This window comes from Pseudomonas sp. 28 E 9 (genome assembly GCF_900004785.1).
GTDB lineage: Bacteria > Pseudomonadota > Gammaproteobacteria > Pseudomonadales > Pseudomonadaceae > Aquipseudomonas > Aquipseudomonas orientalis_A.
Window position 1 is genome coordinate 21,016 of the sequence record NZ_CVTK01000055.1, and the last position, 18,347, is coordinate 39,362.

The 18,347-nt window shown below is 60.6% G+C and carries 15 protein-coding genes; all 15 read right to left on the reverse strand.

Translation table 11 applies throughout. From position 1 onward, the window contains the following. Positions 1 to 5: 5 nt before the first annotated feature. On the reverse strand, positions 6 to 1,022 hold the full coding sequence (gene fliG, locus BFQ00_RS23660) for a flagellar motor switch protein FliG (protein ID WP_057721344.1): 1,017 nt from the start codon (positions 1,020 to 1,022) through the stop codon (positions 6 to 8). Beyond that, entirely contained in the window at positions 1,015 to 2,787 is a 1,773-nt protein-coding gene (gene fliF / locus BFQ00_RS23665) for a flagellar basal-body MS-ring/collar protein FliF (protein WP_065893765.1), read from the reverse strand. Before fliF ends, fliG begins: the two co-directional genes overlap by 8 nt. Positions 2,788 to 2,803: 16 nt before the next feature. Then, positions 2,804 to 3,133: a flagellar hook-basal body complex protein FliE gene (gene fliE / locus BFQ00_RS23670; RefSeq protein WP_065884546.1), complete on the reverse strand. Its 330-nt coding sequence runs from the start codon at positions 3,131 to 3,133 to the stop codon at positions 2,804 to 2,806. Between the two features lie 256 nt (positions 3,134 to 3,389). Beyond that, on the reverse strand, positions 3,390 to 4,766 hold the full coding sequence (locus tag BFQ00_RS23675) for a sigma-54-dependent transcriptional regulator (protein WP_065934914.1): 1,377 nt from the start codon (positions 4,764 to 4,766) through the stop codon (positions 3,390 to 3,392). Between the two features lie 7 nt (positions 4,767 to 4,773). Next, positions 4,774 to 5,985: a sensor histidine kinase gene (locus BFQ00_RS23680; RefSeq protein ID WP_065934915.1), complete on the reverse strand. Its 1,212-nt coding sequence runs from the start codon at positions 5,983 to 5,985 to the stop codon at positions 4,774 to 4,776. Positions 5,986 to 6,095: 110 nt separating this feature from the next. After that, positions 6,096 to 7,571: a sigma-54 dependent transcriptional regulator gene (locus BFQ00_RS23685; RefSeq protein ID WP_065884543.1), complete on the reverse strand. Its 1,476-nt coding sequence runs from the start codon at positions 7,569 to 7,571 to the stop codon at positions 6,096 to 6,098. A gap of 170 nt (positions 7,572 to 7,741) precedes the next feature. Beyond that, positions 7,742 to 8,038 carry a flagellar protein FliT gene (locus tag BFQ00_RS23690; protein ID WP_065884542.1) on the reverse strand — a complete coding sequence of 99 codons (297 nt, stop codon included), beginning with the start codon at positions 8,036 to 8,038 and terminating at the stop codon, positions 7,742 to 7,744. A gap of 26 nt (positions 8,039 to 8,064) precedes the next feature. Further along, a complete protein-coding gene (gene fliS, locus BFQ00_RS23695; RefSeq protein ID WP_065884541.1) occupies positions 8,065 to 8,469 on the reverse strand; it encodes a flagellar export chaperone FliS in 405 nt (134 codons plus the stop codon). A gap of 138 nt (positions 8,470 to 8,607) precedes the next feature. Then, positions 8,608 to 10,002 (reverse strand): flagellar filament capping protein FliD, encoded by a 1,395-nt coding sequence (gene fliD / locus BFQ00_RS23700; RefSeq protein WP_065884540.1) that lies wholly within the window; start codon positions 10,000 to 10,002, stop codon positions 8,608 to 8,610. 81 nt (positions 10,003 to 10,083) lie between these two features. Continuing rightward, a complete protein-coding gene (locus tag BFQ00_RS23705; protein WP_065934916.1) occupies positions 10,084 to 10,434 on the reverse strand; it encodes a flagellar protein FlaG in 351 nt (116 codons plus the stop codon). 76 nt (positions 10,435 to 10,510) lie between these two features. Then, positions 10,511 to 11,932, reverse strand: coding sequence for a flagellin N-terminal helical domain-containing protein (locus BFQ00_RS23710; protein ID WP_065884538.1), 1,422 nt, complete (start codon positions 11,930 to 11,932; stop codon positions 10,511 to 10,513). A 265-nt stretch (positions 11,933 to 12,197) separates the two neighbouring features. After that, the gene (locus BFQ00_RS23715) at positions 12,198 to 13,127 is read right to left on the reverse strand and encodes a ketoacyl-ACP synthase III (protein WP_065884537.1); all 930 of its coding nucleotides are present in this window, start codon (positions 13,125 to 13,127) and stop codon (positions 12,198 to 12,200) included. Between the two features lie 276 nt (positions 13,128 to 13,403). Then, positions 13,404 to 15,008, reverse strand: coding sequence for a flagellar hook-associated protein 3 (locus BFQ00_RS23720; protein WP_065934917.1), 1,605 nt, complete (start codon positions 15,006 to 15,008; stop codon positions 13,404 to 13,406). A 14-nt stretch (positions 15,009 to 15,022) separates the two neighbouring features. Then, entirely contained in the window at positions 15,023 to 17,068 is a 2,046-nt protein-coding gene (gene flgK / locus BFQ00_RS23725; protein WP_065934918.1) for a flagellar hook-associated protein FlgK, read from the reverse strand. A 10-nt stretch (positions 17,069 to 17,078) separates the two neighbouring features. Beyond that, positions 17,079 to 18,344 (reverse strand): flagellar assembly peptidoglycan hydrolase FlgJ, encoded by a 1,266-nt coding sequence (gene flgJ, locus BFQ00_RS23730; RefSeq protein WP_065884534.1) that lies wholly within the window; start codon positions 18,342 to 18,344, stop codon positions 17,079 to 17,081. Positions 18,345 to 18,347 lie beyond the last annotated feature (3 nt).

The following is an 18,347-nucleotide window of genomic DNA, read 5'->3' on the forward strand; positions in this document are numbered from 1 at the left end:
GCGCCTTAGATCATTTCTTCGCCGCCCTTCCCGCCGAGAACGATTTCTCCGGCTTCGGCCATACGGCGGGCAATGGTGAGGATTTCTTTCTGCGCGGTTTCCACGTCGCTGACGCGTACCGGGCCCTTGGCTTCGAGGTCGTCGCGCAGCAGTTCGGAGGCACGCTTGGACATGTTCTTGAAGATCTTTTCCTTGACGCCCTCGTCCGAGCCCTTGAGCGCCAGCACCAGCACGTCGGACGACACTTCGCGCAGCAACGCCTGGATGCCACGGTCGTCGACATCGGCCAGGTTGTTGAACACGAACATCAGGTCTTCGATCTGGCCGGACAGGGTGTCGTCGATCTCGCGGATCGAGTCCATCAGTTGGCCTTCGACCGAGCTGTCGAGGAAGTTCATGATGTCGGCCGCCCGCTTGATGCCACCCAGGGTGGTGCGCGAGGCATTCGAGTTGCCCGAGAACTGTTTCTCGAGAATCGTGTTGAGTTCCTTGAGCGCCGCCGGCTGCACGGTGTTCAGCGACGACACGCGCAGGATGATGTCCAGGCGCACTTTATGGTCGAAGTGGCCGAGCACTTCACCGGCCTGGTCCGGGTCCAGGTAGGCGACGACAATGGCCTGGATCTGCGGGTGCTCGTAGCGGATCACGTCGGCGACGGCGCGCGGCTCCATCCATTTGAGGCTGTCCAGACCGCTGGTGTTGCCACCCAGCAGGATGCGGTCGATCAGGCCGTTGGCCTTGTCTTCGCCCAGGGCCGAGGTGAGCATTTTGCGGATGTAGCTGTCGGAGCCGACGCCCAGGCTGGTCTGGTCGCCGACGATCTCGACGAACTCGCTCATCACCTGCTCGACTTGCTCGCGGTGCACATTGCGCATCTGCGCCATGGCCACGCCCACGCGCTGGACCTCTTTGGGGCCCATGTGGCGCAGCACTTGGGCAGCGTCGGTTTCGCCCAGCGACAGCAGCAGCACGGCGGCTTTGTCGACCCGGGAAAGCTTGGCCACAGCGACTCGATCATTCATCAGCGTTAATCCACTCTTTCACGACCTGGGCCACACGGCCCGGGTCTTCTGCCACCAAACTCTTGATTGCGTTCAACTGAGCGTCATAGCCTTCGCTCGGGCTTGGCAACAGGATGCTTTGCGGGCCGCCCAGGCTGACGCGGTCGTTGGCCAACTCGCCGTCCAGGCCGCCCATGCCGCCCAACTCGACGTCGCCACCGGCCAGGGCCAGCTGTTTCTTGCTGCCACCGGTGATGTTGTTGAGCACCGGGCGCAGCACGCCGAACACCAGCACCAGGATGAACAACACCCCCAGCACTTGCTTGACGATGTCCCAGAACCACGGCTGGGTGTAGAACGCCGGGTCGGCGATCACTTCGCCGCGCTCGACGGAGAACGGCATGTTGATCACGCTGACGCTGTCGCCACGGCTGGCGTCGAAACCGACGGCGTCCTGCACCAGGCGGGTAAAGCGCGCCAATTCATCGGCGCTCCATGGCGCGCGGGTGATGGCACCGTCAGCGGCGTTGACCTTGACCTGGTCATCGACCACCACCGACACCGACAGGCGATTGATCTTGCCCTGCTGCTGCTTGGTGTGGCTGATGGAACGGTCGAGCTCGAAGTTCTTGGTGGACTGGTTACGCTTGTCCGCCGGGTAAGGCGCGAGCATCGGCTGGCCGGTGGCCGGGTCCATGATCTGCTGGCCGTTGGCGTCCAGCAGCGGTTGACCCGCCGCAATCGCGCCAGCGGTGGCAGCGGCGCCACCGGTGGTTTGCGGGGCCGACGCCGGGGACGGCGGCTGGTTGCTCAGGGCACCCGGCACGCCTTGCGGACCATTGCTGGCGGTGCGTTGTTCGCTGGTGGACTGCTCGCTGCGCAGGGCGGGCTGGTCCGGGTTGAATTGCTCGGATGTCGACTCTACGGCGCTGAAATCCACGTCGGCGGACACTTCAGCCTTGTAGCGGTCGTTGCCCAATACCGGTTGCAGGATGTTGTGCACGCGCTGGGTCAGCATGCTTTCCATGCGGCGGCTGTAATCGAACTGCTTGCCGGCCTGGGTCAGCGCGGAGTTTTCGGCCATGTCGGAGAGCAGGTTGCCCTTCTGGTCGACCACAGTGATCTGCGACTTGCTCAGTTCGGGAACGCTGGTGGCCACCAGGTTGATGATTGCCAGCACCTGGCCGGGCTCCAGGGAACGGCCGGAAAACAGTTCGACCAACACCGAGGCGCTGGGCTTGCGCTCGTCGCGCACGAACACCGAGCTTTTCGGAATCGCCAGGTGCACACGGGCACCCTTGACGTTATTCAGGCTGGAGATGGTACGCGCCAGTTCACCTTCCAGGCCGCGGCGGTAGCGGGTGGCTTCCATGAACTGGCTGGTGCCCAGGCCCTGGTCCTTGTCGAGGATTTCAAAACCGATATTGCTGTCGGACGGCGTCACGCCGGCGGCGGCCAGCTTCATCCGCGCACGCGCCACGTCATCGGCCTTGACCAGCAGGGCGCCGGAGTTGGGCTCCACGGTGTAGGCGATGTCGGCGGCGGCGAGGGTTTCCATGATCTGCTTGGAATCCATGCCCGCCAGGCTGCCGTACAGCGGCCGGTAATCAGGTTGCTGCGACCACAACACCACGGCAAAACCAATCGCCACGCTGGCAGCCAGGCCGACCAACAGGCCCACCTGACGCAACATGGTCATTTCGGAGAGATTTTCCAGGAACGACAGGCCAAACAGCGGCGGTTTGCCGTCTGTCTTGGCGGGTACGTTGTCGATTGCTTCTGCCATGAGTTAAATCTCGCCCTTAAACCGGCATCTGCATGATGTCTTGATAAGCCTGGACCAGCTTGTTACGCACTTGGGTCAAGGCCTGGAAGGACACACTGGCCTTTTGCGAGGCGACCATCACATCGGTGAGGTCCACGCCGCTTTTACCGATCTCGAACGCCGTCGACAACTGGCTGGACGCCTGCTGGGTATCACTGACTTTATTGATTGCCTGACCGAGCATGTCGGCAAAACTGCTTTGGCCCAATTCCGGCGCTGGCGCGACGGATTTCGGTTGAGCCATGGCATCCATTTGCATGGAGCGCATATCCAACATCAACCGATTGAACTCAATACCCTGGCTCATGAACTTCTCTCTCCGACGACCCGCAATTTTTTGACACTACGCAGCGGTTATCAGGGGAGGTGCAACAAGGGTGCCAGCTTCGTTGCGACTCGTAAGAAAAGGCGACAAAGCTTGTCGACCTTGTTACTGCACGGTTTTTGTAGGAGCGAGCTTGCTCGCGAAAAACGTCAACGATAACGCATGTTTACTGGATGCAGGCGGCGCCTATGAGTGCTTCGCGAGCAAGCTCGCTCCTACAAACGGCATTGGCGCGAAGTCAGGTGGCGAACAGGTACGCTTCCACGTCCATCCCGGCGTCGCGCATCTGCGCCAGCTTGTAGCGCAGGGTGCGCGGGCTGATGCCGAGGCGCTCGGCCGCTTCCTTGCGGCGGCCGCGCTCGGCGCGCAGGGTGTCGATGATCATCTGGAATTCGCGGCGGCGCAGGTCATCGCCCAGGGCGCCGGCCGATTCGGTTTCGGCGACGAGCGGTGCCGGCGCAAGGCTCGGCAACGGCGCGACGCCACTGCCCATGGCCAGGCAGAAATCCTGGGGCTGGATCAAGCCACCCTGCTGCAGGATCAGCGCACGCTGGATCGCGTTGTCCAGTTCGCGCACATTACCCGGCCATGGATAAGCAACCAGGCAAGCCTCGGCCTCGGCCGACAGCCGCGCCTGGGCGTGCTTCATTTTTTTGACGTGGTTGTTCAGCAGGCGCTCGGCCAGGGGAATGATATCGGCCGGGCGTTCGCGCAACGGCCGCCAGGCCAGCGGGAACACCGACAGGCGGTAGAACAGGTCTTCGCGAAAGCGCCCCGCCGCCACTTCGCCCGCCAGGTCGCGGTTGGTGGTGGCGACCACGCGGATATCCAACTGGATCGGCTTGCGCGCGCCCACCCGCTCCACTTCGCGCTCCTGCAACACGCGCAGCAACTTGGCTTGCAGGCCCAGGGGCATTTCCGAGATTTCGTCGAGCAAAATGGTGCCCCCGTCGGCCTGTTCGAACTTGCCGGCCTGGGCCGCGATGGCGCCGGTGAACGAGCCCTTTTCGTGGCCGAACAGGGTGGCTTCAAGCATGTTGTCCGGAATCGCCGCACAGTTGATCGCAATGAAGGGCTGCCCGGCCCGACTGGATTGCTGGTGGATATAGCGCGCCAACACTTCCTTGCCGGTGCCGGACTCCCCCGAGATCAATACGGTGGAATCGCTGCGCGCCACCCGGGCCGCCAGTTCCAGCAACTGCGCGCTGGCCGGCTCGAAGGCAATCGGGCCATCGCCCTCAACCGTCGAAATAACGCCAAGCGCATGCCGCGCCACCAGTTCGATCAACGCCTTGGGTTCGAACGGTTTGACCAGATAATCCGCCGCACCCTGGCGCATGGCGTCCACGGCCCGCTCCACGGCGCCATGGGCGGTCATCAGCAGCACCGGCAATTGCGGCTGGCGCGCGCGCAGCAGGCCGAGCAACTGATGGCCGTCCATGCCGGGCATGTTCACATCGCTGACCACCAGGCTGAAGGTTTCCCGCTCCACGGCCTCCAAGGCTTCCTCGGCAGAGCCGACCGCACGGTAGTCATGGCCCGCCAACAGCAGCGTATCAGCCAATGCTTCACGCAGGGCGCGATCGTCTTCAACCAGTAAAACCTTGATAGTCATGATCCTTTTACTCCGCGCTTGCCGCGCTGGAAAACAGCGGCAAGGTCATCAATGCACAGGTGCCGCGCCCCAACCGGGAACGCAGTTGCAATTCTCCCTGATGCGCACGTGCCACTGCCTTGACCACGGTCAGGCCCAGGCCGGTGCCGTTGGTCTTGGTGGTGAAAAAGGGCTCGCCCAGGCGCTGCAGCACGGCCGGCGCTATACCACTGCCGCTGTCGCTGATGCACAGGCGCAGGGTTTGCTCGCGGCGGTACAGGTGCACCTTGAGGCGCGCCCCCGGGCCGCTGGCCTGGGTGGCGTTTTCGATCAGGTTGAGCAGCGCGCCGACCAGGGTGTCGCGATTGCACAGCAACTCGCCCTGGTGGCTGTCGCATTGCCAGCGCAGGCTGGCGCCCTCGGTATGCGTGGCCGCCGCCGCTTGCAGGGCTTGCATCAACGCGGCCGGGGTCACGCGGTCGGTCAACGGCAGTTCGCCACGGGCAAACACCAGCATGTCGCGGACCTGATGCTCCAGCTCGTGCAGGCGCTCCTTGAGGCGCCCGGCAAAGCGCTGGTGGGTGGCTGCGGGCAGTTGCTCATCAGTCAAATGACTGGCGTAGATCAATGCCGCCGACAGCGGCGTACGAATCTGATGCGCCAGGGAAGCGACCATCCGCCCCAACGACGACAAACGCTCATGGCGCGCCAGTTGATCCTGCAGGTGACGGGTTTCCGTCAGGTCGTTGAGCAGCACCAACTGGCCCGGTTCGGCATCCAGGGACCGGGTGGCGATGGACAGGCGACGCCCATCCTTGAGGGACACTTCGTGGCCGTCATCGTCACGCGGCGCGAAGCAACGGGTGATGACGTGGCGCCACAGCTCGCCCTCCAGCGGCAGGCCGAGCAGGTCGCAGGCGGCCGGGTTGGCTTCGCGCACACGGCCCTGGTCGTCGATGACGATCACGCCACCGGGCAACAGCGAGAGCAGGTTCTGCAGGCGGTTGGCCAGGCGTTCTTTCTCGGCCAATTCCTGCATGCGCTGGGCACTGACCACCGCCAGTTCGCCTTTGAGCTCGGACACCCGGGCTTCAAGCAGACTGTAGGAATCGGTCAGCTGGCTCGACATCTGGTTGAACTGCGAGAACGCCTGCTCCAGACCCTGGCGGATCGGCGGTTCTACAGGCGAAACCAGCCCCGGAATGGCAGGGGCTGCAGATAGTTGGGCGGCGTGGGGCATGGTGCTCTCTCGCTTGGCTGACCGTCAGTTAAACGGAACGTTGCGAGGGCTATAGCAATACCCGTGCCGAAAAAAAACTACTTATAAATCAAGATGCTGAAAAACACGCGTCAATCATCCGCCTGTTCATCACCTTCTTTGCGGCTCATACCGTACTTGCGCATCTTCTCCACCAGGGTGGTGCGGCGAATGCGCAGGCGCTCGGCGGCACGGGCGACGATGCCATTGGCGTCGTCCAGGGCCTGTTGGATCAGGCCTTGCTCCAGGTTGCCGAGGTAGTCTTTCAGGTCGAGGCCTTCGGGCGGCAGCATGGCCGTGGCGCCGAAGTCCGGTGTATGGCCGTTGATCGCCACGCGCTCTTCCATGTCGCTGCGCAGGCTGTCGACCATCTGCTCGTCTTCATCGTCGACGTAGCGGAATTTCTTCGGCAACTCGACCACGCCGATCACACCGTAGGGGTGCATGATCGCCATGCGCTCCACCAGGTTGGCCAGCTCACGAACGTTGCCCGGCCAACCATGACGGCACAGCGACATGATGGCGGCGGAGTTGAAACGGATGGAGCCGCGTTTTTCGTGCTCCATGCGTGAAATCAATTCGTTCATCAGCAACGGGATGTCTTCCACGCGCTCACGCAGCGGCGCCATCTCGATCGGGAAGACGTTGAGGCGGTAGTACAGGTCTTCGCGGAAGCTGCCGACCTCGATCATGCTTTCGAGGTTCTTGTGGGTGGCGGCGATGATGCGCACGTCCACGCTCTGGGTCTTGTTACTGCCCACACGCTCGAAGGTGCGCTCCTGCAACACGCGCAGCAATTTGACTTGCATCGGCAGCGGCATGTCGCCGATTTCGTCGAGAAACAGCGTGCCGCCGTTGGCCAGCTCGAAACGCCCGGCACGGCTGGTGATCGCCCCGGTAAAGGCGCCCTTCTCGTGGCCGAACAATTCGCTTTCCAGCAGCTCTGCCGGGATCGCCCCGCAGTTGACCGGCACGAACGGCCCGTCGCGGCGCTTGGAGTGATAGTGCAGGTTGCGCGCGACCACTTCCTTGCCGGTGCCCGACTCGCCGAGGATCAACACGCTGGCGTCGGTGTCGGCCACTTGCTGCATCATCTGGCGTACGTGCTGGATCGCCCGGCTGGTGCCGACCAGGCTGCGGAACAGGTTGGGTTCACGGTGACGGCCGCGCTCGCGGGCCTGGTCATACATCTCGCGATAGACCTGGGCACGGTGCAGGGAGTCGAGCAATTTGCTGTAGCTGGGCGGCATTTCCAGGGTGGAAAGCACGCGGCGGCGCTGGTCTTCCGGCAGGTCCACGGAAGAAATATCGCCCATCAGCAACACGGGAAGGAACTCATCCCAGGTTGACAGTGTCTTTAACAAGCCCAAAACAGCGCCAGGAGCGTTTACCGTCCCGATCAGCACACAAATGACTTCGCGGCTCGATGACAACGAGCTGACAGCCTGCTGCCAATCGTGGCTACCGCAGGGCAAATTTTCTTCACCAAGAAAATTCAAAATCACCGCCAAATCGCGGCGGCGGACGCTATCGTCATCGATCAGCAGAATTTTGGTTTCACGCCACATGCAATAGCAACTTCCCTAGTAAAACTTCCTGCCCCGGAATCAGGGCAATCAAGACGCCTGTAAGACTTATTACTTACTAGACGTCTGAAATCTGAAAACAACACTAGTTAAGTCAAAAATGCTGGCACAGTCAAATATATGACGCACCGTTCGGACCAACTGAGCTTCTATCAGCCGAACAGATGGTAAACCTTTGACGCATTTTTAGCTTGGTTGATCTGCGACATCTCTTCGAAAATCGCCTGGCGCTCGCCGGTCGTCACCTCAAGCAACTGCTGGTAAACCGCCAACAGGCTCTCCAGCTTTTCGCGCAGCGCATCCTCGTCCACCGGTGCCTGGCTGAGCACGTCATCAATCACGTTGCGACAGCCCAGGTCCAGTTCGCCGATGGCGTCCCAGTTGCGCGCAGCGAGCGCGTCAACCAGGGCTTCACGGGTTTCATCGATGCGTTGCAGTGCGTGGCTCATGACGTATTCCTCAAGGCCCAGTGGCCTTACTGTGCGGCGCCCTGGGGTGCGGCGATGGCATCCCAGCCTTCTTTGACGGTGATCAGCAGACGAGCGACTTCGTCGATCATGTCGGCATCGTTGTGCAGATTGGCCTCCATCAAACGGTTGGTCATGTAGGCGTACAGACTTTCCAATTGCTGGACGTAAGCCGGATCTTCACTCTTCTGCGCATCCAGACCATCACGCAGGCCGATGATGATGTCGATGGCCTTACCGAGCATCAGGCCTTTTTGAGCGATGTCCCCACGAGCCAATGCGCCCTTGGCCTGTGCCATGCGGTCGAGGCCGCCCTCCATGAGCATCTGCACCAGACGATGCGGGCTGGCTTCGGAGATCTGGGCATGGGAATTGACCTTCTGGTATTGGCGAAGGGCTCTCATGGGATTCATGGTTCTACCTCGTAACAGGCGACAGCGAAAAGGATTTCAGTAACCAATATGTCGACGGGATCGCAGAAAACTTTAACCCCGATGGTCCCCAAAAAAACGAAGCCCGGCAGGCAGCCCGGGCTTTTTCATGCATCAACATCAATTATTTTTCTGGTTGTTCAGCGCGTTGAGCGTGCCCATGATGTTGTTACTTTGCTGGCGTAACTGGGCGACCAGCGAATCCATCGCCGCGTATTTACGTACCAGGCTGGCCTGCAGATCCGCCACATGCACGTCCAGATCCGCCTGGTCCTTGCTCAAGGTCTTGAGGCTATCGGAGAGCGCGGTCGTGCGCGTCGCGAAGATACCGGTGGTCGCCTTGGCATAACCTTCAGTGGCATTGGTCATGCGCGCCAGCAACCCGGTCTTGCCGCTGAACATACTGTTGATATCTGCGGAGTTGGTGAGCGCTACCTTGTCGAAGGTTTTGTCGTCCATGGTCAACAGACCGGTACCGGAGTCGGTACCGATGCCAAATTGTGCCAGGGACTTGATGGTGCCGTTCCCGGACAACGCGTTGAACTCGGCGCGCAAGGCGCTTTGCAGCGAGCGCATGTTGGCGTCACCGGTCAAGGTCGCCGATACCGAGTTACCCGCCGCGTCCTTGGTCACCTTGGTTTCGGCATTCATCGCCTTGAGCAACGCGTTATAGCTGTCGACAAAGCCTTTGACCCCGGACTTGAGGGCCGCGGTGCTGGTAGTCACGGAAATCGTCGTGATGGCCTTCGGCCCGTCCGGGTCCTTGGTATCCACGGGCGGTGAAACCGACAGCAGCTTGATGCTGACCCCACTCACCGCTTCCGAGATGTTGTTGGTCTTGGACGTATACGCCACGTTATCGATGGTGTACTCGGCGTTCTGCGGCGTATCGATCACGGTGTAGCCGGTATCGATACCCGAGTTGCCCGACAATGTCAGGTCCGAGCCGACGCCGCCCGTGGTGGACGTCAACACCATGCGCGAACCGGTGGAGTCGGTGACGATGTTGGCACTGAGCCCGACGGTGCCGAACTGGGTGTTGATCGAGTCACGCACTTGCTGCAGGGTTGCGCCCGGCGCCACGCTCAGGTCGAACTTCTTGCCCGACTGGGAGATGGTCAGGGTGGTGGCGGCAGTGCCCTTGTTGACCACTGTCGAAGCGCCGCCGGCCAGGGTGACCGTGGACAGTTTGGAAGGCTGGGCGAGCTTATTCACCACCAGGTTGAAACTGCCGTTGGCAGCGCCCTGAGCGGTGGTCATGGTCGCGACCTTTTCATTTGACGAAGTGCCGGTCAGACCACTGAAGCTATTGTCGTCGGTCATGCTCTTGATGGCGCCACGGAAGGCGTCCAACGCCGACTGGATCTTGCCGATCGACGACAACTGGGTAGTCGCTTTCTGTGACTGGGTGTTGATCTGGGTCTGCTTCGGCGCCCGATCGGCGTCGACCAGGGCTTTGACGATGCCCTGGATGTCGATACCCGAACCCACACCGTTTACCGTTGTACTCGCCATCGTCTTTCTCCTAATACGGCTGTTGGCGTTTTCTTGACGAACCGCACTTCAAGAAAGCAACGCAACAAGTTTCATGCCAGTTCAGACCTTTTCATCGAACAGCACATGACTGGCGGTAGCCAGGTTCTGTGCAAGCTTCAAGGCCGTTTCCGACGGAATCTGGCGGATCACCTCGCCACTTTCAGTGGCGATGACCTTGACCACGACCCGATGGGTGGAATCATCAATGGAAAAATCCAGTTTGCGCTGGGCCGCTTGTACGAATTCTCGAATATCGGTGACTGCCTTTTCCAGGTCAGCCCGTTTCGGCTCACCGGCGGTCGGCGCGATCGCCTCGACCTTGGCGTTGTCTTTGTCCGCAACCACCGCAGTGGCCGGGCCTTGAGGGGCTACCGGTGGATAAGACGAGGCCAGCTTTACACTCATGTCCATGTCCAATCTCCTCTACAACCGAAAAAGACGAAAGGGCACGTAAACGCGCCCTTCCGTCATTTACCAAGCGACGCTATTACTGAAGCAGCTTCAGTACAGCGGATGGCAGTTGGTTGGCCTGCGACAGGATCGCGGTAGCAGCCGACTGCAGGGTTTGTTGCTTGGTCAACTCAGCTGTTTCAGCAGCGAAGTCGGTGTCTTGAACGGTGGAACGTGCAGCGGTGGAGTTTTTCTGAATGTTGGTCAGGTTGTCTACGGTAGTCGTCAGACGGTTCTGAACAGCACCCAGGCCCGAACGTGTGCTGTCGATGCCGCCGATAGCCTTGTCCAGTACCGCGATGGCCGATTGTGCGTTGAAAGCGCTGCTGATGTCGGTCTGTGCAACCGTGGTCTTGGTGGAAGCTGCGGCAGTACCTGTTGCGGCGAACAGACCGGTTACACCGGCACCGTTCAGCGCGTAGCCTTTGGACGAGTCCAGGTTCACTGCACCGGTAGCGATCAGGCCGTCGGCCAGCGCGACGCCGGTACCGTAGGCACCAGCACCGTCTTTGGTAGCGACAGTGATCGAACCGGCGGCAGTGGAGGCACTGAAGCTCAGGTTCTCACCGGAATCGGACTTGACCGACAGGGTGCCTTTGGACTGGTCGTAGTTGACGCTGATGCCCAGCTTGGCGGAGTTGGATTTCAGTTGGTCAGCCAGGCTGGCGGTATCGGTTACACCGGTGAAGGTGGTGGCTTGACCGCCAACAGTCATGGTGAAGCTGGCAGGCGTGGTCTTGGCGGCAGCACCGACGGTGAATTGAGCTTCAGTGCTGGCCGTAGCGCTCAGGCCACCTACAGCACCGTTCAGTTGGCTGGCGATGGTTTTGGCCGATGCGCCTGCAGCAACAGTGACACTGGCGGTCTGGCCATTACCGGTCAGGCCGATCACGCCACCCGCAACACCGGAGGTGCTAGGTGCAACGCCGACGCTCTTGATCTGCTGCGAACCGATGTTGTTGGCAGCAACGTTGTCCAGGGACAGGTTGATGGTTTCGTTGGCGTTGGCGCCAACCTGGATGGCTTTGGTACCGTACGAACCGTCGAGCAGCTTCTGGCCACCGAAAGTAGTGGTTTGCGAGATACGGGTCAGTTCCGAAGTCAGCGCCTGGTATTCTTCCTGGTTGGAAGTACGGTCAGCGTCGCTCAGGGAGCCGGTAGCCGAGGACAGCGCCAGGGTACGCATTTTTTGCAGAATGTCGGTCGAAGCCTGCATTGCGCCTTCAGCGGTCTGCGCGATGGAGATACCATCGTTGGCGTTCTTTACAGCTTGGCCCAGGCCGTTGATTTGGCTGGTCAGGCGGTTGGAAATCTGCAGGCCCGAGGCGTTGTCTTTAGCGCTGTTGATGCTCAGACCAGTGGACAGACGCTGCATGGAGGTTTGCAGCGAGTTGGCCGCTTTGCCAAGGCCGTTCTGGGTAGTGATGGAAGCAATGTTGGTGTTTACTGTTAAAGCCATGACGAAATCCTCGATGGATGGATACTGCGGCTTCCGGCCCTGGCAACCGCCGGGTGTGGCCTGAGAACCTACGTAATAGTTATCGTCGTGGTAGCCGGTTGCTTGAGGTTTTTTTTGATTTTTTTTACTAGCCCTGTGCCAGCCCTTGCAATTCAAGCAGTTACTGCTATTGAAAACCCCGGTTTTGTTGGCTTTTCTGGCGTCAAATAAAAAACGCCGATGATCTTTCGATCATCGGCGTTTTTTTTACGCGCCCCTCAAAGGGTCATGGGCGATACAGAATCGCCGAGCCCCAGGACAGGCCTACACCAAAACCGCTGATTGCCACACGCTGCCAGGCGGCATTCATCACATGTTTTTCCAGCAGCAAGGGAATGCTCGACGATACGGTATTGCCGGTCTCGACCATGTCCTTGATGAACTTGTCCACCGGCGCATCTTCAAAACGGCGCGCCACCGCGTCAACAATGGCGGCACTGCCCTGGTGAATGCAGAACGCATCGATGTCATCGGCCTTGAGGTCTGACTCATCGAGCAACTCGTGCAAATGCGCCGGCACCTTGAGCAAGGCGAAGTTGAACACTTGGCGGCCATTCATGAAAAACACGCCGTCGCTGACCTTCAGGTGCGGCGCGCCGGAACCGTCGGTGCCGAACTTGGATTTGCCGAGCAACCACTGCGGGTCTTCGCCCATCCAGGTGGCGGTGGCGGCGTCGCCGAACAGCATGGTGGTGTTGCGGTCCTCCGGGTCGACGATTTTCGAATACGGGTCGGCAGTGATCAGCAGGCCGTTTTTCAGGCCGGTGGCTTCCATGAAGCCCTTCATCGCATAGATGCCGTAGACATAGCCGGAGCAGCCCAGGGAGATATCGAACGCGGCCACGTGGGTCGGCAGGCCCAGTTTGTCCTGGACGATGGCTGCGGTGTGGGGCAGCCCTTCTTCATCGCCGTTCTGGGTGACGACAATCACCGCGTCGATGGACTCGCGCTTCAAGTCCGGGTTGCCGGCAAACAACGCGTTGACCGCTTCGACACACAGATCGGAGGTTTCCTGCGCGGCATCCTTGCGCGGCAGGAACGCCGAGCCGATCTTGCCAATGATGAATTCCTCATCCTTGGCGAATTTGGCACCCTGGGCGTAGTTATCGATACCGTCCGCCGGCACGTAACTGGCGATGCTTTTAATGCCAATCATTGTGGCTTCCCAATACAAAATAGCTGGAGAACACCCCAGGGCCTGCGCCCGAAGTGCTGACAATAAAAGGGGATAACCCCAAAAAAATTCGCTGAAAGCCGCCTCGCAAGGACCCTGTGACGACTTATCCTTTTCACACGATACAGTGAAGATGCGCTTTATGACTCACAGGTCACTCAATTTTGTGCGCTTTGTGCAAAACTTCCAAACAATTAAGCCCCAAAAACGACAACGGCCCGCCCTGTTTCCAGAGCGGGCCGCTTGACGCAGCGCCACTTACATCTTGCTGAAGAGACTCAACTGCGAGATTTTCACGAAAGCCAGCTGGGAGGCTTGCAGCATGGTTTGCTGCAAGGTCAGGTTGATTGCGGCTTGAGCCGTATCGATATTGCCCAGATCACTCATGGTGCTGGTGTTAGCCAGGCCGATGCTGGTGTTCTCGCTGGTCTGAATGTCCAGTGCGTTCTGCCGCGCACCAATCGATCCGCGTACGTTATCGACCTGTGTACGGGTATTGCCAAAGTTGGCGATGGAAGCGTCCAGTACATCCTTGAGCTTGACCATCGCCGCTGGATTACCGTCGGCCGGTTGCTCCAGGGCATGGCGCAGCTGGCTGAGGCTATCCAACGCATTCTGTGTCTTCTGTGTCGTTGCAGCGACTGCGAACTGGTCCCCATTTTGGGGCGTACCGCTGACATCAAAGGTCACCCCGGCAGCCGTGACCGTGGTGCCGCCGCCCGTGTCACCTGTGGCAATGGCTTTACTGTCAACCGTGTAGGGCTGGGCATACACCTCGTACGCAGTACCGGAGGTGAATTTGACCACCGCACCGCTGTTCGCCGGGAATGTGCTGGCATACGCCGCCTGATTGGTCACCGAGGCATTGGTCAACTGCGCAGTGGATGGGTTGCTTGGGGTACGCGACACACTGAAGGTGTCCGGCTTGGCGGCCAGACTGAAGGAACGATCCTTGACCAGGGCATCGGCGTTCGGCCCCGGCGCGATATCCTTGAGGTCCAGGGTGATATCGAACTTCACGCCGCGCAGGTTCACGCTGGAACCGCCTTCCTTGGTGGAGTCGAAAGTACCGTTACCCGGAATTTGCGACGTGATGTCGTTACCGCTCTTGTCGGAGATCTTGTATTGGGTGCTGCTGGTAAAGGTCAACGTGTAAGGCTGGCCGTCGGCAAATTGCTTGGTGTAGTCAGTGCCCGATGTCACCAGGCCTGCCGACAGCGCGACTTTATTGTCGTTCGGCACCGGCGCCGTCGCAGGCGGAACGATCGCAGGTGCTATCCAGGTAGACTGGGTGCGTCCCGAATTCGCCGCTCCCCCCATGATGCTCTTGCCGGTATCGCCCGCCTGGATCTTCAGCGTGTCCGACACCTGCAGGCTGAGCGGGGTCTCGTCGCCCTGGTAACTGTAGGAACCATCGCTGTTGCGGCTATACGGTGGGGTCGCCGTCTTGGACCCGGAAAAAAGATAGCTGCCCGCTGCGTCCTTGCTGTTGAGCAAGCCCAGCACCTGATCCTCTATCGCGCCGATTTCCCCGGCAATCGACTTGCGATCGGCATCGCTCAGCGAGCCGCCCGCACGCAAGGCCAGCTCACTGGCTTTCTGCAGCGCGTCGGTGATCGAGCCCAGCACGCTTTCTTCGTTGGTCAGCGAGTTCTTCAAGCTGGTGATGTTGCCGTTGAACTGGCCCAACATGTCTTTCTGCTGCTGCAGCATCAGCAAACGCGCCGCAGCGACCGGGTCATCGGAAGCGGTCTGCACGCGCACGCCGGTGGACGCCTGATCCTGAGCCTTCACCACACTGGAATAATTATCCGAATACTTGGCCGAGCTGGTTTCGAAATATTGAGCAGTTGAAATACGCATCGTCCCAGACTCCCTTAAAGACTATTGATCAGCGTGCTGAAGGTTTCTTGCGCAGCCTTGATGATCTGCGACGACGCGGTGTAGTACTGCTGGAACTTGATCATATCGCCCGCCTCTTCATCCAGGTTGACCTGGGACACCGAGTTGCGCGCATCCTGGTTGGCCTTGAGCAATGCGCCGGTTGCGGTGGTGTCAGTGATGGCGGAGGCGGCCTTGGCGCCGACGGTCGAGACCAGGCGGCTGTTGGCCGCCACCAGGCTCACGCCGCCGCCACTGCCATCGGACAAGCCGAGCGTCGGCTTGGTTTGCAGGTCGAGCAGCGCCTGGGCGTTGCGGTTATCGGACTTGCCCGAGGCGTTGAAGGAAAACGTGGTGCTGTCGCCGGCGGCGGGCAAACCGCCAACGGTGGTATCGAACTTGAAGCTCTTGGCCGGCACCAGCAGTGCGCCGTTGGCATCGCGCATCGGTACGTCGACGGTGATCTTGTTGCTTTGGCCGGGCACGATGGTGCCAGTGCCGATCGGATTGCCCTGGGCATTGCTGAGCGTGTAGCTCTGAGTGCCGTCAGCCGCAGGCTTGCCGAACACCATCTTCACCGGCATCGAGTGTTCGATGCCGGTACGCAGTTGCGCCGTGTCGGCGCCACCGTGAATATCGATCGGCAGGGTCAGCGTCGGCGGAGTAAAGCTGCCGGTGCCTTGATTGGTCTTGCTGCCCTCGCCCAGCAACGGCCCGGCGAACGCGATTTTGTTGGCGTCGGTCAGCGCGGTGCCGATGTTTGCCGCGCCACTGGCGGTGGGACTGACCTTGAAACTGTCCCCCGCCGCTATCGGCCCCTTGCCATCCAGGGCCAGCGTGAAACCGTCGATCACCGGAGGCGGCGCGGTGTTGGTGTCGAACGCGCCCATGGCCTTGCCGTCGGAACGCACGACGTTGTAGTTGTTGCCGCTGGTAAAGGTCACTTTGTAGTCGTAGGTCGACAGCTTGCTGGTGTCGCTGATGCTCACGTTCAAGTTGCCGGAGCCGCTGCTGTTGCCCATCGCGCCCTGACTGCGCTGGGCGATGGCGGCCGCGCTGTTGATGTCCTTGAACAGCGACGAACCGAAGTCGCCGTTCAGGTCCAGGCCCTGGCCCAGCTGGCTGTTGACGGTATCGGCAGTCGCCAGGGCGATGCGCCCCAGGTCATTGATGGCCGGCATCAATGCGTCACTGCGATAGCGCAGCAGGCCGCCGATGCTGCCGCCGCTGAGCACGTTGCCCAGGTCGATCGCCGTGCCGCCGCCGGCATTGAGCGCGATAGTGTACTGGCTTGGATCGCTGGTGCCGGGTACCGCCGAAATCGTATTGGCCTGATCGCCCAGCACCAGGGATTGGCCGGTGCCGGTGCTGACGCTGAACACGCCATTTTTTTCACTGGTGGTCACGCCCACCAGTTCATTGAGCGAACGTACCGCTTCGTTGCGTGCATCGAGCAGGTTGGCCGGGGCGCTGCTGCTGGAGCCCTGGGCCAGGGTGATCTGCTTGTTCAGCGACGCAATCGAGGAGGTCAACTGGTTGACCTGGCCGCTCAGGGTGCCCAACTGGCCGTTGATCGACTGTTTCTGCTCGTTCAACTGGCTGGAAATCGAATTGAAACGGTTGCTCAGGGTCTGGGCGCTGCTCAACAGCACTTGCCGGGCGGAGACATCGCTGGGGGTGGCCGCCGACGTCTGCACAGCGGCGAAAAACGCACTGAGTACCGAGGACATGCCGGTGGTCTTGTCCGACAGGGTCTTATCGATGGCGCTGGCCTGGCCGGCATACGCCTTGGCGTCGTTGCTCAGCGCCGTGCTGTTCTGGTAGGCCGCATCGAGGAACTCGTTATACACCCGGCGCACATCCGACAGGGTGGTGCCGCTGCCGATGTACACACCGCCGTAGGGGTTGTTGGCATTGGCATTCTGCGTGGTCTGCTGACGCGAATAACCCGAGGTATTGGCGTTGGCGATGTTATTACTCAAGACCGACAGCGATCCTTGAGCGGCATTGAGCCCTGACATCCCGATACTGAGCAAACTCATGGTTCAGACCTTATAAATGTGTGGTTGCGCCAGCGGCAGCGTAGTTCTGGTAACTGTTCATGTTTTTGGCGATCTGCGAAATCTTGCTGGCGTAGGCCGGATCGGTTGCATAACCGGCTTTTTGCAACTCGCGTACAAACTGTTCCGGGTTGTCGGCTGATTTCACAACTTCTTTATAGCGATCATTGCTTTGCAGCAGCGTAACGAGGTCATGGAAGCTGTCCTGATAGGAGCTGTAGGAGCGGAACTGCGCCGTCTCCTTGACCATCGCGCCGTCGCGAAACTCGCTGGTGATCGCCCGGGCCTGGCCGCCCTGCCAGCTCTGGCCGGCCTTGATGCCGAACAGGTTGTGACTGCTGCTGCCGTCTTCGGCGCGCATCACCGATTTACCCCAACCGGTTTCCAGGGCGGCCTGGGCCACCAGGTACTTCGGATCGATACCGATACGCGCGGCGGCGGCCTTGGCCATCGGCAGCATGGTGGCGACGAACTCATCCTGCGAGCTGAAGGCCTTCTTCGCCGGTGCCAGCGGTGGCTGGGCAATGGCGCGGCCGTAGACTTGCATCTTCCCGCTCGGTACGGCAACGCTGCGCGCGCTGCTGTTGATCACGTTGTCATCGGCGGCGCTGTTGCGCAGTGGCGCGACCTTGGCTTCAACCTGGGTGCTCGGCACGATGCCCGCGAGCAGGCGGTCGGTCAGTTTGCTTGGCAAGGCGATGCGGCGCTGGTTCATCAGTTCCATGTCGTTGCTGTGGGACGCAACGGCACCGGCCTTGGGCTCGGCGACGCGGTAAGCCCACAACGGACGCTGTCCATTGGAGCGCCCCAACGGCCCCTCAGCCTGGGTGCCGGCGGCAATTTCAGTCGGCACATCGACCTTCTTCACCGTCTCCGCCGTGGCGGGGCCCTGCAAGGTGGCCGCCTGGGCGTCCACCGGCTTATTCTTCTGCATCTGGCGCATCAGCACGTCCGCCAGGCCAATACCCCCGCCTTCGCGGGACATCGACACCGCCAATTGCTGGTCATACATTTCCTGGTACTGCTTGGCCGCCGACGTGTTCAGCGGGTTGTCCTCGCCCACGGCGTCGGTGGCCGAACGCATGGACTTGAGCATTTCGTTCAAAAACAGCGACTCGAACTCCTGCGCGACCTTGCGCATATTGCCTTCGCTGTTTTTGCCGTCGCCGACCTTGAGCTGGTTCAGCCGGTTCAAGTCGGAGTAAGCCCCCGAGTCCGCCGAACTGATAAGACCGCTCTTGCGCATATCCATGACCATGGC